23 protein-coding genes and 1 pseudogene are annotated in these 25,314 nt (G+C 65.2%); 4 read left to right on the forward strand and 20 right to left on the reverse strand.

Translation table 11 applies throughout. The features are described 5' to 3' along the window. The first annotated feature begins 25 nt into the window (after window positions 1-25). On the forward strand, window positions 26-469 hold the full coding sequence (locus LB538_RS26870) for a hypothetical protein (RefSeq protein ID WP_224531957.1): 444 nt from the start codon (window positions 26-28) through the stop codon (window positions 467-469). A 205-nt stretch (window positions 470-674) separates the two neighbouring features. Here LB538_RS26870 and LB538_RS26875 read toward each other — a convergent pair whose 3' ends face one another. From LB538_RS26875 to exbB, 14 genes are all read right to left on the reverse strand, one after another. After that, window positions 675-1,007: a hypothetical protein gene (locus tag LB538_RS26875; protein WP_224531959.1), complete on the reverse strand. Its 333-nt coding sequence runs from the start codon at window positions 1,005-1,007 to the stop codon at window positions 675-677. A gap of 211 nt (window positions 1,008-1,218) precedes the next feature. After that, window positions 1,219-4,251 (reverse strand): AsmA family protein, encoded by a 3,033-nt coding sequence (locus tag LB538_RS26880; RefSeq protein ID WP_224531961.1) that lies wholly within the window; start codon window positions 4,249-4,251, stop codon window positions 1,219-1,221. 281 nt (window positions 4,252-4,532) lie between these two features. Further along, the gene (locus LB538_RS26885) at window positions 4,533-5,252 is read right to left on the reverse strand and encodes a hypothetical protein (protein WP_224531963.1); all 720 of its coding nucleotides are present in this window, start codon (window positions 5,250-5,252) and stop codon (window positions 4,533-4,535) included. A 105-nt stretch (window positions 5,253-5,357) separates the two neighbouring features. Next, entirely contained in the window at window positions 5,358-6,752 is a 1,395-nt protein-coding gene (locus LB538_RS26890; RefSeq protein ID WP_224531965.1) for a multicopper oxidase family protein, read from the reverse strand. 90 nt (window positions 6,753-6,842) lie between these two features. After that, window positions 6,843-8,663 carry an ABC transporter ATP-binding protein gene (locus LB538_RS26895; RefSeq protein WP_224560623.1) on the reverse strand — a complete coding sequence of 607 codons (1,821 nt, stop codon included), beginning with the start codon at window positions 8,661-8,663 and terminating at the stop codon, window positions 6,843-6,845. Beyond that, window positions 8,660-9,604, reverse strand: coding sequence for an acetamidase/formamidase family protein (locus tag LB538_RS26900; RefSeq protein WP_224531969.1), 945 nt, complete (start codon window positions 9,602-9,604; stop codon window positions 8,660-8,662). Before LB538_RS26900 ends, LB538_RS26895 begins: the two co-directional genes overlap by 4 nt. Next, the gene (locus tag LB538_RS26905) at window positions 9,594-11,237 is read right to left on the reverse strand and encodes an ABC transporter substrate-binding protein (RefSeq protein ID WP_224531971.1); all 1,644 of its coding nucleotides are present in this window, start codon (window positions 11,235-11,237) and stop codon (window positions 9,594-9,596) included. The genes LB538_RS26900 and LB538_RS26905 overlap by 11 nt, the downstream gene beginning before the upstream one ends. A gap of 33 nt (window positions 11,238-11,270) precedes the next feature. Beyond that, window positions 11,271-12,191 (reverse strand): ABC transporter permease, encoded by a 921-nt coding sequence (locus LB538_RS26910; protein ID WP_224531972.1) that lies wholly within the window; start codon window positions 12,189-12,191, stop codon window positions 11,271-11,273. Window positions 12,192-12,204: 13 nt separating this feature from the next. Further along, window positions 12,205-13,071, reverse strand: coding sequence for an ABC transporter permease (locus tag LB538_RS26915; protein WP_224532006.1), 867 nt, complete (start codon window positions 13,069-13,071; stop codon window positions 12,205-12,207). A 19-nt stretch (window positions 13,072-13,090) separates the two neighbouring features. Beyond that, a complete protein-coding gene (locus LB538_RS26920) occupies window positions 13,091-13,693 on the reverse strand; it encodes an ANTAR domain-containing response regulator (protein ID WP_224531974.1) in 603 nt (200 codons plus the stop codon). Continuing rightward, window positions 13,690-14,784: a transporter substrate-binding protein gene (locus LB538_RS26925; RefSeq protein WP_224531976.1), complete on the reverse strand. Its 1,095-nt coding sequence runs from the start codon at window positions 14,782-14,784 to the stop codon at window positions 13,690-13,692. Before LB538_RS26925 ends, LB538_RS26920 begins: the two co-directional genes overlap by 4 nt. 159 nt (window positions 14,785-14,943) lie before the next feature. Continuing rightward, on the reverse strand, window positions 14,944-15,936 hold the full coding sequence (locus LB538_RS26930) for a TonB family protein (RefSeq protein ID WP_224531978.1): 993 nt from the start codon (window positions 15,934-15,936) through the stop codon (window positions 14,944-14,946). Further along, a complete protein-coding gene (gene exbD, locus LB538_RS26935; protein ID WP_224531979.1) occupies window positions 15,933-16,439 on the reverse strand; it encodes a TonB system transport protein ExbD in 507 nt (168 codons plus the stop codon). Before exbD ends, LB538_RS26930 begins: the two co-directional genes overlap by 4 nt. Window positions 16,440-16,444: 5 nt before the next feature. Then, the gene (exbB, locus tag LB538_RS26940) at window positions 16,445-17,371 is read right to left on the reverse strand and encodes a tonB-system energizer ExbB (RefSeq protein ID WP_224531982.1); all 927 of its coding nucleotides are present in this window, start codon (window positions 17,369-17,371) and stop codon (window positions 16,445-16,447) included. 226 nt (window positions 17,372-17,597) lie between these two features. On the opposite strand from exbB, the gene LB538_RS26945 reads away from it, so the two are divergent. Continuing rightward, complete coding sequence (locus LB538_RS26945; RefSeq protein WP_224531983.1) at window positions 17,598-18,272, forward strand: cysteine hydrolase family protein; 675 nt, start codon at window positions 17,598-17,600, stop codon at window positions 18,270-18,272. Here LB538_RS26945 and LB538_RS26950 read toward each other — a convergent pair. Further along, entirely contained in the window at window positions 18,235-18,426 is a 192-nt protein-coding gene (locus LB538_RS26950) for a hypothetical protein (RefSeq protein WP_224531985.1), read from the reverse strand. The genes LB538_RS26945 and LB538_RS26950 overlap by 38 nt on opposite strands. A 277-nt stretch (window positions 18,427-18,703) precedes the next feature. Here LB538_RS26950 and LB538_RS26955 point away from each other — a divergent pair, with 277 nt between their 5' ends. Together LB538_RS26955 and LB538_RS26960 are read left to right on the forward strand one after the other, a co-directional pair. Next, window positions 18,704-19,018, forward strand: a complete 315-nt coding sequence (locus tag LB538_RS26955; RefSeq protein ID WP_095770057.1) for a putative quinol monooxygenase — start codon at window positions 18,704-18,706, stop codon at window positions 19,016-19,018. 90 nt (window positions 19,019-19,108) lie between these two features. Further along, complete coding sequence (locus LB538_RS26960) at window positions 19,109-20,029, forward strand: sigma-70 family RNA polymerase sigma factor (protein ID WP_224531988.1); 921 nt, start codon at window positions 19,109-19,111, stop codon at window positions 20,027-20,029. Between the two features lies 1 nt (window position 20,030). On the opposite strand, the gene LB538_RS26965 is transcribed toward LB538_RS26960, so the two are convergent. The 5 genes and pseudogenes from LB538_RS26965 to LB538_RS26985 form a co-directional block, all read right to left on the reverse strand. Then, complete coding sequence (locus tag LB538_RS26965) at window positions 20,031-20,969, reverse strand: LLM class flavin-dependent oxidoreductase (protein WP_095770070.1); 939 nt, start codon at window positions 20,967-20,969, stop codon at window positions 20,031-20,033. 200 nt (window positions 20,970-21,169) lie between these two features. Beyond that, window positions 21,170-21,319, reverse strand: coding sequence for a hypothetical protein (locus LB538_RS26970; protein WP_140544253.1), 150 nt, complete (start codon window positions 21,317-21,319; stop codon window positions 21,170-21,172). Window positions 21,320-21,647: 328 nt separating this feature from the next. Then, window positions 21,648-22,592, reverse strand: a complete 945-nt coding sequence (locus LB538_RS26975; RefSeq protein ID WP_095770060.1) for an ABC transporter permease — start codon at window positions 22,590-22,592, stop codon at window positions 21,648-21,650. Then, on the reverse strand, window positions 22,589-23,644 hold the full coding sequence (locus LB538_RS26980; protein WP_224531990.1) for an ABC transporter permease: 1,056 nt from the start codon (window positions 23,642-23,644) through the stop codon (window positions 22,589-22,591). Before LB538_RS26980 ends, LB538_RS26975 begins: the two co-directional genes overlap by 4 nt. Before the next feature lie 239 nt (window positions 23,645-23,883). Then, window positions 23,884-25,290, reverse strand: a pseudogene (locus LB538_RS26985) (ABC transporter ATP-binding protein); the annotation flags it as partial. Between the last annotated feature and the right edge of the window lie 24 nt (window positions 25,291-25,314).

The raw sequence follows: 25,314 nt of genomic DNA on the forward strand, positions 1-25,314 counted from the left end.
GGCGATGCTTGAGGAGTTCTCCATCATGAAGATTTCGTCCAGGTTCCGTTCAGTCGCGGTTGCGGCCATTGCTGCCGCCAGCGTCAGCGTTGCCAGCGCCGCTCATGCCGACAGCGGCACGATCCGCTTCTCCGTCTATAAGGCAGCCTTCTTCATCGGCGGCTCCGGCGGGGAAGGCACGCTGACCTTCCATGGCAAACGCTATCCGATCTCGATCGGTGGCATCTCGGGCGGCCTGGCCTTCGGCGCATCCAAGACCTATTTTCAGGGCAGGGTGCGCCACATCCGACGCGCCAGCGATGTGACGGGCGTCTACGGCGCGGCCGGCGGCGGCGGCGCGCTCGGCAGAGGCGCCCAGGTGATCGTCATGACCAATGACAAGGGCGCCCAGCTCGAGCTCACCGGCCGGCAGGTGGGCCTGCAGGTCAACGCCGACCTCAGCGGCATGAGCATCGCGCTGAAGAGGTAGGAGCCCCAACTCCATCCGTTATTCCCGGATGGGCCGGTTCAGGCGTGCCCGGGCGCGCAATGTCAACGACAAGGTCGCGCCGGGCAGGCCAGACGGCGAGTTTCGTCGACCTCTCCGCCGACCTGCCAGACCAATGGCGGGGGTGTCCGCTCTGATGAATAGCGGGCCTGCAGGCATCCCGCTTGCCAATGAAGGGCGGCTCGCCTCAATCGTCCCAGTCATCCCAATTGTCTTCGTCCTGCGGATAGTCGGGAACGACCCGGATGATCGGCCGCGGACGCTGATAGCGCCAATAATCCTCGTCCGGTAGCTGACGCTCATAGGTGCGATAGGCAGGCCGGTCGTAGTGGTGGCGCTTCCAGTATTTGTGCTTCTTGTGCGGCCGCACGCAGTAGCCGTCCTCGGTCAGGTAGGCGCATGTGACATGCGCCTGCTGGACCAGGCCATTCCTGGCCGGCATGCCAATCATCGGCGCCGCATGGACCGCTGGCATCACCGCCAGCATGGTGCCGGCAAGGGCAAGAACAGACAATTTCATCGGCCTCTCCAATCTGTGCAGATTAAGGCCGGAAGAACGTCCTGATTGGGTACGATTTGCGGCGGCCGAGATCACTTTGATTTGCGGCCGCACATATGAGCGTTAGATCATGTATTGCGCCGGTATGCCCAAACCCGCCTTCAGGCTTGAAGTCCACGGAGCCGCCGGTGTCCTTCACGCAATCCTTGGCGACCCGACGCATCCCATAACGCTAATTCGCCAGCTGATCGAGAAGCGTGTCGATTTCCCCTTTCTTTGGCGCTTCGGGCGAAACAGGGGCGGCCTGCGGGTCGGCGGAAGCGGGTTCAGCCGCCGGCGCGGTGATCTCTGCTTCGGCCTCGCCGCCGGCGTTCGAACCTGGCGGCGGCGCATTATCCGTATTGCCGGTGTCTGGCGCCACGGCGGGTTCCGGAGCCGCGGGCGGCGCTTTGGGCCGGGGTGCGGCGTTGCGCAGAAGATCGCCGATCAGATCCGCCGCTCCCTTGCCGGAACCGTCGCCGTTCGAGCCCGTTTGGCCCGGGATCAGCTTGTCGAGATTGAGTTTCCCGGTCGGCAGCCCAAGGCGGCTCAACATATCCAGCGCGCCCTGCGGGTCTTTGGCCAATGCGCTCAGGTCCGGATAGGCCCGAGGCGCAAACAGCGGGCCTTGGACCACGATGGGCACCCCGATGCCATTCACGGCAACGTCGCCTCCCTGCCCGGCAAGCGAGGCAACGACGCGGGGGTTGAGACGGATGTCGAGCGTCTGGTCGGCGAAGTCTATCTTGCCCGAGCCGTCCATTCGCACCAGCGGACCCAGCAGGCTGATGTCCGTCGTCTGCGCGACGCCGTTCTCGATGGCAAAAGAGGCGCCGAGTTCGGTGAACGTCGTCTTCTTGGTCTGATCCTGCTTGAAGCCGCTGGAAAGCAGCCCCACCAGGTTGTTGTAGACCTCGGCTATGTCGATGCCCCGGAAGGCGCCGTCGCCGAATTTTGCCGCCGCCTTGCCGCCAAGGGAGCGGGCAAGCGATTTCGTAGTCTTTCCCGAGCCTGAAACCGCGACGGTCGCATTGAGCGTTCCTTCGATGCGGTCGAAATCCGCCGCGTCATGGAGCAAGGGAGCCGCGGCCGCGCCGGCGATCGCAGTGTTCAGGGTCAGGGAAGCGGCGTCGTTGGAGCCGTCGGCTGTCATTTGCGCGGCAATCGTGCCGCCGTAGAAGGGACTTTGCGGCACGTTCAGGTGCGCCTTGCCATCGGCGATCACCAGAGTGGTCGCCACCGGCCCGGTGAAGACCTTTCCATAGCCGAGCTTGTCGGCCTGGATATCCACCTTGGCGTCAATTCCCTTGAGGAAGGAGAGATCGATCGGCGCGTCGGTGGCGCCGTTCGGCTTCTGCTTTCCGCCTGTGGCAGTCTCGCCGCCGCCGGCGAACGCCGCGAAGTCAAGCTTCGCGAAATTGAGCGACGTCCGGATGTTGAGGGGCGCCCCAAGTTTCATCGAGCCCTGGCCCGACGCCTTGACCCCGTTCAAGGCAACAGAGGTTTTCTGAAAGGAAAGCTGTCCTCGCCCGGCGTCCACGTCACCTTTGAAGGCAAAGTCTCGCAGACCGTGGGAAGCACTCTGCCCCAGCCATTGCATGAGCTTGTCGACCGAGGCCGATGTGACCGAAACCTGACCCTTGAACGTGTCGCCACCCCCGGCAGCGCCGCTTATGCTGCCTTCGAGGTATTTGGAGGAAACCGAAAGGCTGATCGGCCCGGACGCATCGGCAACGGAGCCGCTGGCCAGAAAGGATGCAGGTGCGAGCTGGGACTTGAACGTCACGGCCTGTCCCCGCCAGACGAGCTTGCCCGTCAAATCGACCGGCTTGCCGACATCGTGAACCTTCGCGTCAAGATTGAGCCCGGTGATGTCGTCGGCCGTCCGGGCCTCGGCAAGTGCTGCCAGCGGAAGCTTGCCTTCCCGAATTCCGACCGTTCCCTGCAGATTGACGCTGCTGCGTATGCGCTCTGCGGTGAGTCCGCGAAAAGCGAACCCCATATCGGCGGTCAGCTTGCCGGACAACGGCACGGATTGTCCGGCCAGCTTCGCTACAGAGCCGATATCCAGCCCTGAACTCGCAATATTGCCGCGTATGGTCGGAGGCGTTTCACCGACATTCGTCGAGGCTTTCGCGGTAACGCTTCCCGCATCGAGGCCGAAGTGCTCCAGCTTTGCCTCGATATGTCCGTCGCGCAGCGTCGCGGCGAGTTGGACATCGGAAGCCTGTATCTTGCCGCCGACCAATTCATCGATGGCGACGCTGATGTCGGCGTCGAACGCAGAGAGCATCGCGAGGTCGGGCCCGCTGGAACCGCCCGGAGCCTTGCCCGCGCTGGAACCACCCTTTCCAATATCGCTCAAGGCGTCGATATCGACGCGCTTTGCCGCCAGGTCGGCGAAGAAGCGATGCCGCGCCCCGGGCTGAAAGAGCGCGTCCATCTGGAAGCTCTGGTCGCCGACATCGAACTTTCCGCCCTTGATCTGATAACTGCCGTTCCCGTTGAGCTGGATCTCTCCACTCGCATGCAAGGAAGAGAATTTGGCAACCGGCGCCGGATCGAGACGCGCCTCGATGGCGATCTGGGCCGGCAGCCGTTTCAGGATCGGCCTCAAGGCGGAAAGGCTCCCGCTCATTTCAACGCGACGGCCGCCGCTGGTGCCGGCCAATGAAAACGAGACCTCCCGGTCGAGGTCCGGAACCCTCAGATCGGCGTCGATTGCCGTCACCTCAGCGGAATTGCCGGTCGACGCGCCTGAGGTGAGGGTGCCGTTCGTTATCGTCAGTTGGTTGATCGCCAGCCGCTCGAGCGTATCGACAACCGCCGCGAACGGATCGGCCTGTACATCCTTCGGTTCCGGAGCTGACGCCACGTTTGCCGAAGCCTTGAGCGCGATTGTCGGATCCGCCAGCGCGACGGACTGTATCTCAAGCTTTTTCGACCATAGGGACGACAGCGTTATCGAAGTCGAGAACCGCGGAGCGGATATCGCGATATCGCCCGTGCCGGTCGAAAGCGAGATATCGTCCGCGACCACCGCCAGCTTGGGCAGCAGCGATAGTCTGACAGGTCCGTCCAGCCGAATTGTCATTCCGGTTGCGGCTGACAGTTGCCGGCTCAGTTCGGCACGAACCCAGTCGGTTGAAACAAGCGCGGGCAGAAGGAAAAGCAGCCCGACGACAAGAACGACGGCTACGGTGAGTGCAGCGACGATTTTTCTCACATCGACCAGCCAAAACGATCGGAAGAATCAGTATCGTCAAACATACATGCTTCTGGCGCGCGACTGAATCCTGCCGAAACATGGGCCCCGCGCCGGACGAATTTCGGACTGTTCCGCGGAGCCCGTCGGCTCTTTCGTCGAGGTCTATCGCGGTCGCAGCCATTTGCACGCAAGTGTTTCCAGACGAAAGGGTTTGGAAACGGTCAGCCGGTTTCCGAGCCATTCGCGTGAAACAGACCGGGCGCATTTTTCCGGCACCCGCCGCCGACATATCAGCCATTTCAAATGGAGGACGTGCCAATGTCTGCGCTCGGAACCCTGCTTCGTTTGAGCCGCGCCATCATCCACGCGCACAACAACGCCAAGGTCAGAAACCTGATGGATGTCCCGCCGCCCGAAACCGGCAGAGACATGGGCCGGCATGTTTCGCCCGACGCCTCCAAAAAGGAGCCTGGCGCCATACACCCCGGAGGACGCTGACACAAGCGGAGTCTCGGACCGGCCTCGCCCCCCTCACCTGGAGACTGGTGTTGCTTGCGTTGGCGCGCATAGGCCACGCAGGCGTCCACGGTGCTGACGCATAGCGCGTCACGGCTGTTCGGCAAGTTATTGTCGCCGGCATAGGCCACCTCTGCGACGTGGCCGTTGAGCATGCGTATTTGCGTATTGCAATAGCCGCCGGGGGCGACGTTGACCGACCCTCCGACCGCGGGAATCGCGCCCACGGCCATCGTCGGCACCGCGATGCTGAGATTGCCGCGTTGCACGGTGCGCTGGTAGGTCCAAATCTGACCGGAAGGCCCCGTGTCGGCCGTCGCGGTCGGAAAGCCGGCGCACATGCGGACATCGGCCTCGCTGAGACCGACCATCTCCTTGCGGGCAGCGGCCGTGGTGGCGTCGACCTTGGCGATGCTCGACGTATCGTCGGGGATGACGCAGGACGACAGGGTGGAGATGCCTGCCGCAACAAAGGCAAGTTTTCGAATATGCAAGGATGTCATGCCTTCGGTCGGAGTTGTGTGCCGCCCCAGCGCCCTCCTGCCTACCTAGGCAATCGGCCAAACGCGTCAACCCGCGGAATGCCGACGCCTTCCGCGCCGATGCGCTCATACCACCCGGAAGTAGCTCGTCATGCCGGTCTTCTGGTGCTCGATGATGTGGCAATGCAGCAGCCAGTCGCCGGGATTGTCGGCGACGAAGCCGAGCTGCACCTTCTCGTCGGGCTGGATGAGATAGGTGTCGGAGACCAGCGGCTGGACTGTCCTGGTCGAGGACGACAGCACCTTGAAGCTCATTCCGTGCAAATGAATCGGGTGCGCGTGCGGGGTGAGGTTCTCCATGTCGATGATGTAGCTGCGGCCAAGCTTCAGTTCGGCGAGCGGCGCGGTCGGGTCCGGCGTGTCGCCTTGCCACGGCACTTTGTTGATTGCCCAGAAACTGTAGCCGAGCGAGCCGCAAATGCCGTCGGCCGCGACGTTTTCCGCCGTAGCGCTCAGCGCCAGGGGAATCCGCTTGGCGCTTGTCAGGTCCACCTCCGGCACCGGATTGGCGTCAAGCGGGCCGAGATCGCGCAGATCGTGCTTCAGCGATCTGCCGACCGAACGCAGCGTCGCCAGGATTTTCGGCTTGGTGCCCCTGACGTCGCGCAGGCTAGCGATCGCGCCCTCCTCGTCGGGCATGCGGATGGCAAGCTCGAGCCGCTGGCCAGGCCCCAGCTGCAAGGCATCCGGCGTAAACCGCTGCGGCACCGGATTGCCGTCGAGCGCGATGACCGTCGCCTCCGCGCCGTCGACGCGGAAGGCATAGATGCGGGTGACGTCGGTGATGGCCGCCCGCAGCCGCACCAATCCGCCGGCCGGTGCATCGAATTGCGGCTGGCCCTGCCAATTGGCGGTGCGCACCGTGCCGAAGGTGCCGGCCTTGGCCGCGTCGCGCGGCCTGAACGGCTCGATGAACTGGCCGTCGTCGCCGAGCCGCCAGTCGCGCAGGTTGACGACCATCTCGACATCGAAGACCGGGTCCTTCGGGTTCTCGACCACGATCACGCCCGTCAGGCCGTGACCCATCTGGACCAGCGTGTTGCAATGCGGGTGGTACCAGAAGGTGCCGGCGTCGGGCGGCGTGAATTCATAGTCGAAATTGTCGCCCTGATAGACATAGGGCTGCACCAGGAACGGCACGCCGTCCATCTTGTTGGGAACGCGGATGCCATGCCAGTGTATGGTCGTCGGATCATCGATGCCGTTGATCAGGCGCGCGGCAAACGGCTCGCCCTTCCTCATCCTGACGACCGGCGGCGGACCTGCTTCACCATAGGTCAGCACCTTCTTCGTCGGCGCACCCTCCATCAGCCGCGCCTCGATGGTGGCGGTCTTCAGGATCAGCGGTTCCGGTTTCGGGCCCGCCCAGCCGGCAAACTTGCCGGCGGCGGAGAGGCCGATACCGGCCGTGCCCGCCGCCGCGGCGCCCTGCAGGAGTTTGCGGCGTGTGAGGGCCGACATTGGAATCCCGAAATAGATGAGTAACTGCGTCAGGCTTTATCACCATTCGCGCAGTTTCCGAAACGGACAGATCGCCGCTCCGGGTGGCTGTCAATCCGCCACCGCGGCGAGATGTCCGCCGCCGAAATCCTTGAGCAGCAGTTTCGGCACGCTCTCGCCGATCCGGCGCGTCGCGCTTGGAATTTCGCGGTCCAGACGTGCAAAGCGTGTCCGGCGCCGTGACGGATCGGGAACCGGCACCGCCTCGATGAGCCGCCGCGTATAGGGATGGCGCGGATTGGAAAAGACCTGATCGCGGCTGCCGATCTCGACGATCTGGCCGAGATACATGACGGCGACGCGGTCGGAGATGTTCTCGACCACCGCCATGTCATGCGAGATGAAGAGATAAGCGACGCCGAATTCGCGTTGCAGCTCCTTCAAAAGATCGAGCACGCGCGCCTGCACCGAGACATCGAGCGCCGACACGCTCTCGTCGGCGATGATCAGCTTCGGCCGGAGCGCCAGCGCCCGGGCGATACAGATGCGCTGGCGCTGGCCGCCCGAGAATTCATGCGGATAGAGCTCCATCTGCCCTGCCGACAGGCCGACCCGCTCGAACAGGGCGGCCACGCGTTCGCGGCGCTCCTGCCTTGAGCCAATGCCATGGATGAGCAGCGGCTCGGCCACCAGATCGCCGACGCGCATGCGCGGGTCGAGCGAGGCGTAGGGATCCTGGAAAACCATCTGCACGTCGCGCCGCACCGCCTTGCGTTCGTCGCCGCCAAGTCTGGAGAGCTCCCGGCCACCGATCGTCACCCCGCCGGCATAGGGCACGAGGCCGGCAAGCGCCTTGGCGGTGGTGGACTTGCCGCAGCCGGATTCGCCGACCAGCGCCAGCGTCTCGCCGGGCGCGATCGAGAAGCTGACACCCTCGACGGCGTGCACGCGCCGGTTGACGCGGCCGAAGAAGCCGCCGCGCAGGTCGAAACGGACATGGAGGTCGCTCACCGCCGCCACCTTGTCCTGTCCGGCCGTGCTGGTGGCCTCGCCCGGATTGCGCCGTCCGACGCCCGAGCCGATGCGCGGAACCGCCGCGAGGAGCTCTTGCGTGTAGGCGGCCTGCGGCCTGGCGAAAATATCGGCGGTGGCCCCTTCCTCGACCATGCGGCCATTGCGCATGACGATAACGCGATCGGCCATCTCGGCGACGACGCCCATGTCGTGGGTGATCAGGATGACGCTGGTGCCGTGCTGGCGCTGCAGGTCGCGCAGCAGTTCCAGAACCTCGCCCTGCACGGTGACGTCCAGCGCCGTCGTCGGCTCGTCGGCGATCAGCACGTCGGGCTCGAGCGCCAGCGCCATGGCGATCATCACCCGCTGGCGCATGCCGCCCGACAATTCATGCGGAAACTGTTTCAGCCGGCTTTCGGCTTCGGAAATGCGAACCGCCTTCAGCGCCTCGACGGCGCGCCGTTGCGCCTCGGCGTGCGAGAGACCGGTATGGACCTCGATCGATTCGGTGAGCTGGCGGCCGATCGACAGCACCGGATTGAGCGAGGTCATCGGCTCCTGGAAGATCATGGCGATGCGGTCGCCGCGAATGTCGCGCATGCGGCGCTCGTCGAGCGCCGTCAACTCGACGGCACCGCCATCCTTATCAAACAGCCGGATCTTTCCCGAAGCGATGCGGCCGGCCGGCTGCGGCAGGAGCTGCATGACCGCCAGCGCCGTCATCGACTTGCCGGAACCGGATTCGCCGGCGATGCACAGCGTCTCGCCGCGTTTGAGCGACAGCGACAGGCCGGACACCACCTCGCGCTCGCCATCCTCGCCGCGCACACCGACGGAGAGACCGGTGATTTCGAGCACCGGCCCCACGGCCACTTTTGCGGCGGCGTCAGCGTGTTCGTTGACCACGCCTGCGCTCATTCGAACACGCAGCGCGGGAAATAGAACGACACCACCCAGTTCGGCATGTCGACGATCTCGCTGATCCTGAGATCGCCGCAGACCGAGACGAGCATATAGGCCTCGACCGGGTCGAGTTTATAGCGGCCGGCAAGCAGGTCGACCATCTGGCTGACGGCCTCTTTGGCCCCGGTCATCAGGTCGGGCCCGATGCCGGTCGTCACCTCATAGCCCTTGGCATCGAGGTGGCGCGTCACGGGGCCGGGCGTGGTGAAACGCGGCGTCTTCAGCCGCGCGTCCTTCACCAGGTCGAGTTTCAGCACGACGTCCATCGGGCTTTCGATCGCCGTGCCGCACACTTCGCCGTCGCCCTGCGCGGCATGCGTGTCGCCGACCGAGAACAGCGCGCCAGGCACTTCCACCGGCAGATAGAGCGTGGTGCCGGCGGCAAGATCGCGGATGTCGAGATTGCCGCCGACGCGCCGCGGCGGCACCACCGAATGGTGGCCGTTCTCGCCCGGCGCGTTGCCGATCGTGCCGGCGAACGGCTTCAGCGGTACGCGGCCTTGTCTGCCGAACAAGGCAGGCTCGAGCGAGGCGGCGTCGTATTTCCAGATGTTGAGCGCCGGTTCCTTGAAGTCGTCGGCGAGCAGGCCGAAACCCGGAATGTTCGCCGTCCAGCCGAAGCCGGACGGTTTGAACATCTCGATCGTCACCTTCAGCGCATCGCCGGGCTCGGCGCCATCGACGAAGATCGGCCCGGTCACCGGGTTGATTTGATCGAAGTCGAGCTTGGCGATGTCGTCCACGGTGCTGTCTGCCTTGAGTTGCCCGCCGGACGAGTCCAGGCACTGGAACTCGATCGTCGAGCCGGGCACCACCCGTTCGGCCGGCACGAAGGAATTGTCCCAGCCGAAATGGTGATGGCGCCCATGGATGGTGTAGTCGCAGTTACTGCACATCTTTCACATACACATTGTCGTAGTTGATCGGGATATGGACCGGGTCGACATAGAGATTGTCGGCGCCGCCCATGCGGGCTGATTTCAGCGTGAAGCGTTGCTCGTTGAAGACCGGAGCCCAGGGCGCGTCCTCCATGATCTTGTCGTAGATCGCGCTCCACATCTTTTCGCGTTCCCCGGACTTGGCCGGATCGACGACGGAGTCGGCCTCGGCCGCCTTGGCGTCGAGGTCCTTGTTGCAGTACCATGACCAGTTCCAGCCGCCGGGCACCGCGCCTGCGCAGCCGAGGATCGGCCCGTAGAAGTTGGACGGATCCGGGAAGTCGGCGATCCAGGCCATGCCGCCCGACCAGATCATCGGCGCGCCGGCCTTGTCGCCGCCGGCGGCAATGACGTTGGCCTGGGCGAGCGACTGGATGCTGGCCTTGATGCCGATGGCCGCCAAATCCTGCTGGATCGCCTGGGCGATGCGCGGATTGGGATCGGTGTTCATGGCGAAGAGCTGCGTCGCGAAGCCGTCGGGATGGCCGGCCTCGGCCAGCAGCGCCTTGGCCTTGGCGACGTCATAGGCGTAGCCCTTGAACGCCTTGTCGTAGCCGGGCATCGAGGGCGGCAGCGGCTGGTTTGCCGGCACCGCGCGGTTGTTGATCATCTGGACGATGCGGTCCTTGTTGATCGCCATGTTCACGGCCTGGCGCACCTTCACATTGTCGAAGGGCGCCATGGTGGTGTTCATGGTGATGTAGCCGGTGTGCAGCTGCCCGCCCACCACGACGCGCGCCTTCTGTTCAGGGTCGTTCATCACTTCCTGGAACTTGGCCGGCGGAATGCCGTCGCCGGGCACGTCGATCTCCCCCTTCTGCAAGCGCAGCAGGGCCACGATCGGCTCCTGGCCGATCTCGAAGGTGATCTTGTCGAGATGCGGCAGGCCCTTGTGCCAGTAGTCGGGATTGCGCTCGAAAACGATGCGCTGGCCGAGCGTCCATTCGGCGAGCTTGAAGGCGCCGGTGCCGACCGGATGCTTGCCGAAGTCGGCGCCGTATTTCTCGACCTCCTCCTTCGGCACGACATGCGAGAAGTTGATCGCCATGACATGCAGGAAGGTGGCGTCCGGCCGGGTCAGCTCGAACTTGATCGTGTAGGGATCGACCACGGTGACGCCGGTGAGGCTGTCGGCTTTGCCGGCGGCGACATCGTCATAGCCCTTGATCGAGCCGAAGAAGCCGGCGCCCGGGCTCTGCGTCTTCGGGTTGGTGACGCGGTCGAGCGAGTATTTGACGTCGTCGGCGGTCATCTCGCGGCCGTTGTGGAACTTGACGCCGTGGCGCAGTTTGAAGGTGAAGGTCTTGCCGTCCGGCGAGATCTCGTAGCTTTCGGCGAGGTCGGGCTTGAGCTTGGTGGTGCCCGGCTCATAATCCATCAGCCCGTCGAACAGGCTCTTGATCATCGACCAGTTCTGCCAGTCGTAGCCGATCGCCGGGTCGAGGGTCGCGACATCATCCTTGTAGGTGATGGTGATGGCGCCGCCCTGCTTGACGTTCGGGTCGACGGTGTCGTCGGCGCGCGCGCTGGCCATGCCGAGCATCAGCGCAAGTGCCGACGCGGCTACTGTGGATGCCAGAAATCGTCTCATGTCAGTGTTCCCTTTCTTTGGTTGTTGTCGTTGTCATCTCAGTTTGATGCGGGGGTCGATGAAGGGCGCGATGATGTCGGCCAGCAGATTGCCGAGCACGATGGCGAAGGCCGAGACCAGGGTGACCCCCATGATGATCGGAATGTCGACGCGCTGGATGGCCTGCCAGGCGAGCTGGCCGATGCCCGGCCAGCCGAACACGCTTTCGACCACCACGATGCCGCCCATGAAGATGCCGATGTCGATGCCGATCATGGCGACGACCGGAAGGATGGCGTTGGGCAGCGCATGGCGAAACAGGATGGCGCCGCGCGCCAGCCCCTTGGCGCGGGCAGTGCGCATATAGTCCTGGCGCAGCACGTCGATCATCGACGAGCGCATCATGCGCGCGTACCACCCAGCGCCGAGTATGCCCATGGTCAGCGACGGCAGCACGAGGTGGCGCCAGCTGCCGTAACCGCCGATCGGAAACCAGCCGAGCCTGACGGCGAAGACGTAGAGCAAGAGCAGGCCAACGACGAATTGCGGCGCCGAGACGCCGACGAAGGAGGCGACCATCAAAGTCTGGTCGGTTACACTTCCACGCTTGACGGCAGCGATCAGGCCCATGGTGAGGCCAATCGCCAGCTCGCACAGGATGGCGCCGACCATCAGAAGCAGGCTCGCCGGCAGCCGCGAAACGATGAGCTCAGTGACCTCCGAGCGCTGGATGTAGGAGCGGCCGAGATCGCCGCCGAGCAGCCTTGTGAGATAGTGCCAGTACTGGACGATGAAGGGCTGGTCGAGGCCGAGCTGACGGCGGATGTTCTCCACCGTTTCCGGCGTGGCGCTGCGGCCGGCGATCTGGCGCACCGGATCGGCGGGCAAAAGATAGAGCAGCGCGAAGGTGATCAGCGAGACGCCGAGCAGGATGAGCAGCGACTGGATGAGTCGGCGGCCGAGATAGGCGATCATGACTGGCCTCCCATTATTCCCGCCCTCTCTGCGTCGGGTCGAGGATGTCGCGCAGCGCGTCGCCGATCAGGTTGAAGGCGAGCGCCAGCGCCAGGATCGCGGCGCCCGGGAAGAACACCAGCCAGGGCGCCGCCTGGAAATACGTCTGGTTCTCGAAGATAATGTTGCCCCACGACGCGGTCGGCGGCTGCACGCCGATGCCGAGATAGCTGAGCGTGGCTTCGAGCAGCACTGTCGTCGAGATGCCCAGCGTGCCCCAGACGATGATCGTCGGCAGGAGATGCGGCAGGATGTGGCGCAACAGTATGCGCGGCGCGCTCGCGCCTATCGTGCGCTCGGCGTCGATGAATTCGCGCTCGGACAGTGACGAGGTTTCGGTGTAGATGACGCGCGCGGTCTGCACCCAGTTGACCAGCGCGATCACCATGGCGACGATCCACAGGCTCGGCTCGAACACCGCGGCCAGGCAGATGGCTAAAAGCAGCGCGGGAAAGGCCATCATCAGATCGGTGAAGCGCATCAGCGCGCTGCCGATCCAGCCGCGGAAATAACCCGCCGTGACACCGACCAGCGTGCCGATCAAAAGCGCGACGCCATTGGCGACGATGCCGATGATGAGCGAGGTGCGGGCCCCGAACAGGATGCGGGTCAACAGGTCGCGCCCGAGCAGGTCGGTGCCCAGCCAGAACTTGGCGTTCGGCGGCAAAGGCGAGCCTTCGAGTGTCAGGCCGTCGAACATCTGCTCGTTGGGGTCGTAGCCGGTCAGCCATGGCGCGAAGATGGCGCCGGCGAGCACGATGGCGACGATGAATAGCCCGAGCAGCGCCAGCGGTCGCTTGACCAGCCGGCGCCAGACGCCGGCGCGCGGCTTTGCCGGCATCCGGCCCGCCGCCGGAAGATCAGGCGCGATGGGATTGGTCATCGCCGCCCTCCGCTTGCGTCATCGCCACGATGCGCCGAGCCGCTTCCTCGACGCTGATTTGCCAGCTCATCGCCAGCGAGCGCAGCTGCGCATAGGCCCGGTCGTCGTCGCTGCCTTTCGACAGAGCCGCGACCGCGCGCACGATGGTCTGGCGTTCGCCGACCCGCTGGCGTAGCGACTCGATCTCATCGGCGAGCCGCTTGCGCGCTTCGAAACTCTGCCTGGCGATGAGCAGCGCGCTATAGACGCCGGCGGTGCCCACCGGTTTCAGCAATTGTGCATCGGCCTTGTGCGACAGCGCCCATTCGATGCGGCCCGGCGCTTCCGAGCCGATCAGCGCCACCAGCGGCATCGGCGCCTCGCCGGGCTTCCAGGGAAACTGCTCGTCGAAGCCGAGATCGGCGTCGAAGAAGACGAAATCCGCCGCCAGCGCCTCCGCCGGCAGATGCGGCCAGCATTCGACCGCTTCGAGGCCGATCGCCGACAATTGCCTGGTGATCGCCTGCACCGTCATGTGCGGACGATGCAGCACGAAGGCCTTGGCGCCGCCGAGATTGGGGATGCGCGCCGCGCGGCTCACGACACCACCCTGAGCCGCGGACGGCCGAAGGTCTTGGCCGGATCGTAGCGCGAAAGATAGGGATCGGGCGCCACCTCTTCCTCGCGGCTCACCACCTCGAAGAAGCCGTCGGCAATACGCCCGATGATCACCGGCAGCGTCGCATGCTGGGTGTGAGGATCGATAGCGATCGGCCCCAGGCGGGTCGCGAAGCGGCGCTCGGCGAAGGTTTTGGAGAATTCCGCCGGGCCGGCGTCCGGGTTGCCGGAAAGCACGTCCGCCATCACCTGCACCGAGGCATAGGCGGAGGCCTCGAAGGACGAGGCGAAGGCGGCCGGGCGCGGCGCGAAATAGGGTCCGGCCGACAAATGGCCCTTGCCCGTTTCGCCGATCGCCGACAGTTCGGCCTCCGTGAGATTGCAGGAGATTACCGGGCAGGCGTCAGGCTTGAAGGCCGCATCCTCTCGTCCCAACTCGCGATAGGCGGCGAGAAAAGCATAGGACGAGGTGCCGATCAGGTTGTTGAGGATAAAATTCGGCCGCGTGACGCGGATTTCGTCGATCAGGCGCGAAACGTCGGTCTCGCCGATGCGCAGATAGCGTTCGCCCAGCACCTTGCCGCCGGCGTCGGCGATCAGGTCGCGCGCGACGCGGTTCATCTCCCAGCCCCATATGTAGTTCGAGCCGAGCAGGATGCCGTTGGCGCCGAAACGCGGCGCGACATGAGCCATCAACGGCACCAGATGCTGATTCGGGCAGGCATGCATGTAGACGACATGCTCATTGGCCTCGAAGCCTTCATACGGGCAGGCATACCAGAGCATTCCGCCTGCCTTCTCCAGCACGGGAATTGTCTCCTTGCGGCTCCAGGAGGTGAGGCAGCCGACGACATGGCGGGCGCTGCTGGTGCGGAAGATGTCCTCGCAGAGTGTCGCGTAGCGGTCGGCGTTGCTTTGCGGATCGCGTTCGACCGGAACGAGCTCGATGCTTTGGGCGCGGTCGGCGTTGATGTCGGCGATCGCCCGCATTGCGCCCAGCCGGCAGGCGTCGGAGACGAGCTGATAGCTGCCTGACCGGGAATAGAGGATGCCGATCTCGATGCGTCGTTTCAAGCAAGGCCCCAAAATAAAAAAGCCTCGCAGCCAGCGCCGGACGGGCGAGGCATACGAGGCATTCTTGCCGCCCGGCGACCAAAGCCGGTATTTTCGCGGGCTACCCTATTCCGTACCGTCCACCAGTCAAGCCTGAAAGTTGAGCCCGCTGCTGGCTGTTCAATTGCGCAGGCTGAAGACGAAGGGCGCGGTGCGGGTGACGCGTGCGCCGAGCTCCGCCGGCGGCGCCGGCACCGAGGCGCCCTGCAATGCGCCGAGCGCCGCACGGTCGAGATCGCCATCGCCCGATGATCGCGCCAGCCGGGCCGAGACCACCCTGCCGGAGGTGTCGACCGTGAAGGTCACGCTCGGCGTGCCCTCGGCCCGCCTGGAGCGCGCTGCGCTCGGATAGCGGGTGTGCCGCCTGATCCACGCCGCCAGGCTGGAATTCCAGCGCGACGGGCCGACGCTGGAGCGCGGCGCCGCATTCGAGGACTGCGGTGCTGCCGCCTTCGCCGCCGCCTTGGCGTCGATGCTGGCGGTGGTCGTCGCCTTTGGCGGTGGCGCCTTTTCCTTTTTCACCCGTTCTTTCGGCTTCTCGACCGATTTCTTCTCGGCCTTCTTCTTGGGCTCGACCGGCTTTTGCAACCTCACCTCCGCTTCCACGGGTTTCGGTTGCGGCAGCGGAATGACGACGTCCGGCGCGATCGCCTCGACGGGGTCGGGCACGGCCTCGTCCAGCGGCGGCTGCTCGTTCAGCGCAGCAACGGCCTGTTCCGCGGGAGCGGCCTGTTTGGCCTCCTGCGTGTCGTCGGTGCCGAGGGGCTGTTCAGCGACGGGCTCGGTCCGCTCGGCCACCGGAGCCGGGTCGATCACCGATTTCGCGTCGATGGGCTTTTCCGTCTCCTCCGCCGCATCGGACGGCTCCGGCGTCAGCATGCCCAGCATCGCCGCCTCTTCCGGCACGGCGGGGGCGATGGCCAGCGGCGCCATCTCGACCGCCAGCGCCGGCGGCGGACTGCCATCCTGCATCTCGGCGAAGCTCAGATTCTGCACCGCATAGGCAACCGCCACATGCGCGGCCAGAATGATCGCGGCGGCGCTCGTCCACAGGCCGGCCTCACGCGCGCCGAAGCGCGGCTGCGAAATGCGGGAAAGCGCGGTGACCGTCATGGCGCAGAACCGTCACCCGGAGCCGACGCCGAGTTTACACCAGTTGCCGGAGTTCCAGACTCGGCCGGTCCGCCAGCACTGCCCGACGTAGTTTCGAGCCCCACCAGCGCGACCTTGAGATAGCCGGCGCTACGCAGCAGGTTCATCACCTCCATCAGGTCGCCATAGCCGACCGTCCTGTCGGCGCGCAGGAAGATGCGCGTCTGCTTGTCGCCCTTGGTGCGGTTGTCGAGCGCCCCGGCGAAGGCCGGGCGGAGCACGCTGTCATTGCCGATCGCCAGCGTCAGATCGCTTTTCAGCGTAAGGAACAGCGGTGTCTCGGGCCGCGGCGCCGGCGCAGCCGTCGATCCGGGCAGGTCGATATCGACGTCGACGGTGGCGAGCGGTGCGGCGACCATGAAGATGATCAGGAGCACCAGGATGACATCGATGAACGGCGTGACGTTGATGTCGTGGCTTTCCTCGAGATCGTCGCCGGAGGTCTCGCGAATCCGCGCCGCCATCGCCGCTACTCCGCCGCCATGGCCGTTGCCGGCGGCACGGTGCGGAAGTCGAGATCGCGGCTGACCAGCCGCTCGACGCCCGCGGAAGCGTCGGCGAGGATCTGCCTGTAGCCGGCTATCGAGCGCGCGAAGACGTTGTAGATGACGACCGCCGGAATGGCCGCGACAAGGCCTATGGCGGTGGCAAGCAACGCCTCGGCGATGCCGGGCGCGACGACGGCGAGATTGGTGGTCTGCGCCTGCGAGATGCCGATAAAAGCGTTCATAATGCCCCAGACGGTGCCGAACAGGCCGACGAAGGGCGCCGTCGAGCCGATGGTGGCGAGCAGGCCGGTGCCGCGCGACATGCGCCGCGCCGCCGCCGCCTCGATGCGCGCAAGCCTGGAGGCGACGCGTTCCTTCAGGCCGTCGCCGGAAGCATGGTCGAGCGCGCCGGCCGACAGCGCCCGTTCCTCTTCCGCCGCCCGCACCAGCAGCGCGCCCGGGCCGCCGCTGCGGCCAAGCTCCCGGCCGGCCTGCATCAATGTCGCGGCGTTGCCGATCGCATCGGCGGCGCGGCGGGCCCTCAGCTTGCCGCCCAGGACCTCCAGCGACTTGGCGAGCCAGATCGTCCAGGTGACGAGAGAAGCGAAGGCCAGCCCGACCATGACTGCCTTCACGACGATGTCGGCATTCATGAACATGCCCCAGGGCGACAGGTCATGTGGCAGCGTCAGCGAGATGGAAGGCTCTTCGCTCGTGGCGCCGTTCGCAGCCGGCCGAATGCCTGGCCCCACCGACGTGGCGGCGGGCGCCTGCGCCGGGGGCGTCTGCAGGGTTGGAGCGGCCGGCGCCTGCTCGACCGGCGCAGGCGATCGTCCCTGCGCCGCGGCGACACCAGCCGAAAGAATGAGCGACGCGGCCAGCGCCGCCAAGAGGCTGTTTCGGGACAAGGCTCGTCCTCGCTTCATCGTTGCAATGCGGCGGCCGCCATTCAGACAGGTGCAGGGCGAGCCATGCCGGGTGACTATGAAACATGAGTTTGCGAGTCAACTATAAAGATGACTATGTTGCTCCACAATTCATAATGTGCCTATGCCCGCCTGAGCACGCTGCGGGCCTGGACCGCAAGACGGTTGCCGGGCACGATGCGCATGGAGCAAGAAGAGCTGGCAGCCAATGATCAAGGCGATACCGTTCGATTTCCCTTATGACGGCAAGCTGGAGCCGCAGCACACGGCGCTGCTGGCGATCGACCTGCAGGAGGATTTCCTGTCGCCGACCGGCTACTTCGCCAGGAAGGGATATGATCCAGCACCGCTGCGAGCCATCCTGTCGGCGGTCAACCGGCTGATTGCCGCGGCCCGTGCCGCCGGCCTCACCGTCGTCCATACCAGGCAAGGCTATCGCCCCGACATGGCCGATATGACGCCTTATGAAAGATGGCGCCGCAAGCGGGCGGGGCTCGACGGCACCGATGTCCTGCTGCGCTCCGGCCCAGGTTTCCAGATCGTTTCCGACATCGAGGTCGCACCTGGAGACATCATCATCGACAAGACCTGCAACAGCGCCTTCACCTACACGGATCTCGAGCTCATTCTGCGGGCGCGCGGCATCACGCATCTGCTGTTCACCGGCTGCACGACGGATGTGTGCGTGCACACCACGTTGCGCGAGGCCTGCGACCGCAACTTCCAGTGCCTGACGATTTCGGACGCCTGCGCCAGCGGCGACCAATATGCGCATGAAGCCGCGCTGCATATGGTGACCGTCGAGGACGGCGTCTTCGGCGCGCTGGCGGACTCGGCGGCCGTCATCAGCGCGCTATCACGGCTCGCGAGCGTGGCGAGCTGAGTATTTCGGGATCGCGCGGATCGCCGGGTTCCGGCCAGCCGATATCCTTGCGGATGTCGAGAGGCAGCAGATAGAGCGTCCGCGCTGCCCGATAGCGGGCACGGGTCGCGGTGTATTCGCCCGCGATGCGAGCGATGGATGACAGGATCGACATTTGCTTCTCCCTTGGTTGATGCCGGGATGGCAACCCGACACTCACCAAGACGAAACGCGGATGGCTTTTGGAACGGCGAGGGATAAATTTTTCTGAACTCACGGGCGCGGCGGCCGCTCGATATAGGTCCATGGCAGCGTCCGGATCGCGAACTTGATTGATTGCCGAAAAACTTTTGCGTGTACCGTTCCGTTTTCGGTTCAGGCTTCGTCTTGAGGGTCGTAACGGGTGCGAGAGCCAAGACGGCCTCCGCCCTCAGGACAAACGGAGCCAAGCCATGTCGACCACAGTGACCTTGATCAACGTCTTCACCGCCAAGCCGGGCAAGCAGCAGGAACTCGCCAACACGCTTGCCGAGGGCACGAGGAGTTTCTTCAGCAGGCAGCCTGGCTCGCTGTCGTCATCCGTGGTGATCGGCGTCGACGGCAGTAAGGTGGCCAACATCTCGCAATGGCGTTCGGCGGACGACATCGCGGCCTTCCGCGGCGATCCCCGCTTCGGCGAATACATGAAGAGCATCGTCGAGCTCGCCTCCGGCGAGACCATGATGGGCCACACGACTTATTCCCATACGGGCGGAGTGGAGAACTGAAGCAATTCCAGGAAAAGTGTGAACGGTTAGGTTCGGCGCCTTCGCCGACCTTCTGTCCGGAATTGCGTCAAACAAAGAGGTAGAGCACGCGTGACCGGTTCGCACGATCAGTCCGTTGCGGCGGCCGAAACCAGGCTTCGCGCCTTCGAGCGCGATGCCGCCTTGCTGAGAGCCAAGCTGCACCGCTACGCGTCGCGCATGGTTGGATCGGTCATCGATGGCGAAGACATCGTCCAGGAGGCTTTGGCAAAAGGCTTCGTGGCGATCAGGAATGGCGACATGCCCGACAAGACCGAACCTTGGTTGTTTCGCATCGCGCATAACGCCGCCCTCGATTTCCTGCGCAAGCGGGCCCGCTTGCGGGGGCGCGAAAGCGAAGTCGAGCTCGACACGATCGCCGACCAGAACTCGGCGCTGGATGCCCGAATTGCCGCCGAGGCGAGCCTGGCCGAACTGATGCAACTGCCGCCGGCGCAACGATGCACGGTCGTGCTGAAGGATGTGCTTGGACACAGCCTGGAAGAGATCGGCGAAATCCTCGAAACTTCCGAGATCGCGATCAAGGGCGCGCTGCAGCGGGGCCGCGAGAGCCTGCGCAAGCTGGCGGCCGCGCCGCGCATCGCGCCGCCCCGCCCGGCGCTCGACCAACACGACATGCGGCGCCTCGGCGATTATGTGGCCGCCTTCAACGCCAGGGACTTCGATACCTTGCGCGGCCTGCTGGCCGAGGACGTCAAGCTGGAGCTGGTCAACCGCCTGCGAGCCGACGGCAAGGAATATGTCGGCAATTATTTCGGCCGCTATGCCGACGAGACGCATTGGCATTTCACGGCCGGCCTCGTCGAAGGCCGGCCCGCTATCCTGGTCACCAGCCCGGAGCGTCCGGACGGACCGCCGCGCTATTTCATCCTCATCGATTGGGAGAACGGCCGGATTGCCGGCATCCGCGACTTCCTGTTCGCGGATTATGTGATGGACGGCCTGGACTATTCCGACGCGGAGCGACCTTAGTCTAGGACGCGCAGTGTTGCGCAAAAGGGTGCGAGGCTAACGCACCCGGCTGCGGAACTTCGGCCTCGCGGCGCGCCAGTGAATTCGCGACCAGCGCGATCGTCTCGCGCCCGATGCGGGCGATCTCGCCCAGGCGGTCGATGCCGCCGATCATGAACTCCTCGACGCCCAGCGCCGCATAGGGCAACAGCGCCAAGGCGAGCCGCGCCGGCGGCCCGGCAATCTCGACCGCCTTGTGATCCGAGGCGCCCGTCCAGCCGTCCGGGCGGATGCGCACCGGAAGCGCGAAGCGCAGCCTGCCGCCGCGGCCGTGCTCGGCGGCGGCGCTGCGCGCGCGCTCCATCAATTGCCTCACCTCGTCGGGCGAACCGGCGGCCAGCTCGAAGACATCGGCATGCTTGCCGGCGACCTTCAGCGCGGTGCCCGACTGACCGCCGAGCCGGATGACGAGATCGGCGCCGTGCGGACCCTTGCGGGGCACGAAGCCGTCGCGCACGCTGTAGAAGGCGCCCTCATGGTCGAACGGCCTGTCGTTCGACCACAGCCGCTTCAGCAGCACCAGATATTCGTCGATGCGCTGCCACACGACGCTGTGGCCGACCGGCCGCGCCTCGGCATCGCTGTCTTCAAGCGGCTCGCTCAGCATGCGAAGCGACAGACGCCCCCCGCCTCTGCGGTCGAGCGCTGCGAGCTGCCCTGCCGCCACCGTCGGCTCGATAACGCCGGCCCAATGCGTCAGCACCACCTCCAGCGAGCCGGTGCGGTCGAGTGTCTGCGCGGCGATGTCCATGTTGGTGAGCAGGCCGGCCGGATCGTCCACCACCAGCTTGCGGAAACCGGAATCCTCGATCAGCGACAATTTGGTCGCCGTCTCGGCGAAATCATAGAAAAAGCTGCCATTGGCAGGCTTGTCTGGAACATGCGTGAACTCGATTGGCATTGCCATCTCCTCCATCACGTTGGGCCGCCCCGCTCCGAACCCCCGAGTCAAATCCATCTCGTCGGCGCGCCACAGCGCGCCGGCCTTCTTCAGCTCCGATTACACAACTCAGATTTTTTGACGGCGGGGCCTTTGTCTTTACGCAATTCCGGGCGGAAAACAGATCGCACTTTCCTGGAATTGCTCTGGCCCCGGCTCAGTCAGGGGATGATCCCGAAAACGACGGCGCCGGTGAACACGAAGGCAAGCGCAAAGACGAGATAGGCGAACGTGCCGCCATAGGCGGGCCTCCAGCTCTGGTCGGCGGCAAGCCTCTGGCCTTTGCGTTGGGCGTTCTGAATGTAGGACATGGTCGATCCTCCGTCGCGACCGTTAATCTATAAAGTTAGTAGACTTTGTCGATTGCTATTTTTGAGCAGTTTCTGGAACAAATTTTTGGGGAGGATGCAATCTGTGGTTTTTCATTCTCGCCCGGTAGCGGCATACCCGGTTCCAGGTTCTTCGTTCCAGAACGGCCAGGCGCTCGACGGAGTGGGGGTCGACCCATTGCGCGGTGCAAGGAGATTCGTGCGCCGAGTGCCCTTTCGCTCGCGGCGGTTGCGAGGCGGTTCCCCCACTCCGCCGCTGCTTCGCAGCGCCACCTCTCCCTCCGGAGGGAGAGGAAAGGGCGCCGCCCCCCTAACGCTCCTCCCGTCGGAACGGCTTCAGCAGCGCCGAAGGCGCCACCGCGTTGCGCGACATGAAGGCCATGGCGACGATGGTGAAGATGAAGGGCAGCATCAGGAAGGCTTCGTAGGGGATGTGGCCGAGGCCGCTCGCCTGCATCCTGAGCTGCAGCGCGTCGACGAAGGCAAAAAGCAGCGCCGCGCCCGCCGAGCGCCAGGGATCCCAGCGGCCGAACACGACCAGCGCGATCGCCACCCAGCCGCGCCCGGATACGACGCCAAAGGTAAAGGCGTTGAACTGCGCCATGGTGAGGAAGGCGCCGGCAAGGCCCATCAGCGCGCCGCCGAGGATCACCGCCTGGAAGCGCGTGGCAATCACGCTGACGCCGGCCGAGTCCGCCGCGCGCGGATTCTCGCCGACCATGCGCACCGACAGCCCCCATGGCGTGCGGTAGAGCACGAAGGCGGCGAGCGGGATGGCGATGATCGCCAGATAAACCAGCGTGAACTGGCTGAACACCGCCGGGCCGAGGATCGGGATGTCCGAAAGGAGCGGGATCGGCACCGGCTTGAAGCCGTCGATGCTCGGCGGCACCGATTGCTGGCCGAAGATCAGCCGGTAGAGGAAATAGGCAAGGCCGGATGAGAACAGCGTCACGCCGATGCCGCAGACATGCTGGCTGAGGCCCAGTGCCACGGTGAACAGCGCATGCAGCGCGCCCATCAGCGCCCCGACCAGCACGGCCACCAGTACGCCCAGCCACAGATTGCCGCTAAGGCTCGCCGCGGTGAATCCGGCCATCGCCGACAGCAGCATGATGCCTTCTATGCCGAGATTGAGCACGCCGGCGCGCTCGGAAAACATTTCGCCAAGCGTGGCGAAAGCAAGCGGCGTGGCGATGCGGATGATGGCGGCGAGGAAGCCGACCTGGAAGATCTGCTCGAACACCACGCTCATGCTGGCGCTCCCACGCGGCGGATGCGGTAGGCGGTGAAAAGCAGCGCCACCAGCATGGCCAGCAGCGCCGTGCCCTGGATGACATCGCTTAAGAAAGCCGGCACGCCGGTCGCCCGCGACATCGCCTCGGCGCCGGTCATGACGGCGGCCAGGAAGATCGCCGCCGGTACCACGCCGAGCGGGTTGAGCCTGGCGAGCATGGCGACGACGATGCCGGAATAGCCGTAGCCCGGCGAGATGTCGCTCATCACCTGGAAGTGGACGCCGCCTACCTCGCCGACGCCGGCGAGACCGGCCAGCGCGCCGGAGAGCAGCGCGGTGGAAAGCAGCACGCGCTGCACGTTGATGCCGCCATAGCGGGCGGCTTCCGGGTTCTCGCCGGTGACGCGGATCCTAAAGCCGAGCGTGGTGCGCGCGATCAGGAACCAGCAAAGGGGTGCTGCGATCAGCGCCACGACGACGCCGAGATGCAGCCTTGTGCCTTCGATCAGCACCGGGAAATTGGCCGAGTCCTCGATCGGCGGCGAGATCGGGTAGCCGGAGAAGGTGTCCTTCCACGGCCCTTCGATCAGCGCCATCAGCGCGTAATAGATGACCGAGTTGAGCAGCAGCGAGCTGACCACATCGTCGACCTTGAATTTGACGCGCAATGTCGCCGGCACCAACGCGACGAGAGCGCCCGCAGCCGCGCCTACAAGGGCCATCAGCAGCATAGCGAGATAGCCCGGCATCGGGATGGCGCCGACAAAGCAGCTTGCCACCGCGCCAGCGAGCAGCTGGCCCTCGGCGCCGATGTTCCAGAATTTGGCGCGGAAGGCGATTGCCACCGCAAGGCCGGTGAAGATCATCGGGGCGGCCCGCACCAGCGTCTCGGTGATGGCGTAGCTGTCGCCGAGGGATGCAGACAGCATCACGCCATAGGCCTCGACGACGCCGGCGCCTGCAATCGCGATCAGGCCGCTGCACAGGATCAGTGTGGCGGCGATGGCGACCAGCGGCAGCGCGAGGTTGAACCAGGCGGGCGTCGACGTGCGGGCTTCGAGGCGGAACATCAGGCGTGCCCCTCCGCGCCGGTCATCATCAGGCCGAGCCTTGCGACGGTGGCATCCGCGCTGGGAAGCGTGCCCGCGATGCGGCCCTCATACATCACGGCTATGCGGTCCGAGAGCATCAGCAATTCCTCGAGGTCCTCGCCGATGACGATGATGCCGCAGCCCTTGGCGCGCATGGCGAGGAATTTCTCGTGGATGAAGCGGGCAGCGCCGATGTCGAGGCCGCGCGTCGGCTGCGAGACGATCAGCACCTTGGGGTCGAAGGCGAGCTCGCGCGCAAGAAGCGCCTTCTGCAGATTGCCGCCGGACAACGCTCCGGCGCGCACCATCGGTCCGGGGCAGCGTATGTCATAGGCCTTGATCTGTTGCTCGGCGAAGGCGCGGATGGCGGCCGGGTTGAGCAGGCCCTTGCGGCTGAAGACCTCGGTGCCGATACGCGGCAGCACCATGGAATCGGCTAAAGGCAGGTTTGTGACGAGGCCGGTGGTCATCCGGTCTTCCGGGATGCGGCCGAGGCCGAGCGTCTGCAGCTCGCGCGGCGAAAATTGCGCAACCGCTTTGCCGGCTATCGTCATCGCTCCGGCCTTGGGCGGCAGCATGCCGGAAATGACATCGGCCAGCGCGCGCTGGCCGTTGCCGGAAACGCCGGCGATGCCCAGGATCTCGCCTGCGCGGACGAAAAGCGAGACGTCGCGCAGCGGCGTGCCGGCATGAGCGGAAGTGGATATGCGGTCGAGCGTCAGCACGGAAGCGCCGGGCGTCGAAGACTGCTTGACCGGCGGGACGATTTCGTGGCCGCACATCAGCTTGGCCATTTCCGCCGACGTGGTGCTTGCCGGATGGTCGACGCGGCCGGCGACCTTGCCGTGGCGCAGCACGACGCAGCGATGGGTGAGCGCCCTGACTTCGTTGAGCTTGTGCGAGATGAAGATGATGCCGAGCCCTTGCGCCGCCATCGAGCGCAGGGCGGCGAACAGGCCGTCCACTTCGCTCGGCGCCAGCACCGCCGTCGGCTCATCGAGAATCAAAAGCCTGGCGCCGCGAAACAGCGCCTTGATGATTTCCAGCCGCTGCTGCTCGCCGACGGACAGCGCCGACACCGGCAGGTTCGGATCGAGGCTCAGCCCATATTGCCGGCTGATTTCGTCCAGGCGGGCAAGCCCGCGAGCACGGTCGATACGACCGGACTTGCCGGCAATGCCGATCAAAAGGTTTTCCAGCACCGTAAGGCGCGGCGCGAGGTGAAAATGCTGGTGCACCATGCCGATGCCGGCGGCCAGGGCGTCGTCGGAATTGTGGATGGCGACCGGCCTGCCTTCGACCAGGATCTCGCCGGCGTCCGGCGCATAGGCGCCGAACAGCACGTTCATCAGCGTCGTCTTGCCGGCGCCGTTCTCACCGAGCAGGCCGAGAATCTCGCCGGGCGCGACGCTAAGGTCGACGGCCTCGTTCGCCTTGACGGCGCCGAAGCTCTTGGTGATGCCGCGCATTTCGATGAGTGGGGCGGACAAGGGTGCTCCTGACTTGCGATCCGGCCAATCGCGGAGGGTAGCGCTGCACCCCCCTCTGGCCTGCCGGCCATCTCCCCTCTCAAGGGGGAGATCAGATGTCACGGCGGCCTTGCCAACTTTCAACGTTGAAAGCATCGAACACCGTCGACGGAACTGCCA

The organism is Mesorhizobium sp. Ca11 (assembly GCF_020165275.1).
Classification (GTDB): domain Bacteria; phylum Pseudomonadota; class Alphaproteobacteria; order Rhizobiales; family Rhizobiaceae; genus Mesorhizobium.